At 50.6% G+C, this 257-nt stretch carries 1 protein-coding gene; it reads right to left on the bottom strand.

All coding sequences use genetic code 11. The annotated features are described in order from the left end of the window. On the bottom strand, positions 1-257 hold a 257-nt coding region (locus tag AAEZ06_RS27725), incomplete at both ends, for a hypothetical protein (protein ID WP_350617354.1).

Here is a 257-nt window from a genome sequence, read left to right as displayed (position 1 = left end):
CACCAATACAAAATCCGCCGCCATGAAAAAACAGCATGGCGACTTCATCCGCACTTTTTCCCTCATTATTCTGCTTCGTCTGCTGGTAGCAGCGCACGGTCATGTCACCACCGTCAGCGTTGGCAATGGTTCTATCTTGCCAGCTGACGGCGTTCTCTGAATTTCCTGAGACATTCGCATTTTGTTGCCAAACGCTAGGCGCTTGCAACGACACCGCATCTGTACCAAATTTCTGCCGTAGGTTGGGTAGCTTATCC

Origin of the sequence: Pseudomonas sp. HY7a-MNA-CIBAN-0227 (assembly GCF_040310325.1) — a bacterium.
Lineage (GTDB): Bacteria > Pseudomonadota > Gammaproteobacteria > Pseudomonadales > Pseudomonadaceae > Aquipseudomonas.
Note: the sequence above shows the minus strand (reverse complement) of the source record. Positions and strands in the feature narration are given on the sequence as shown.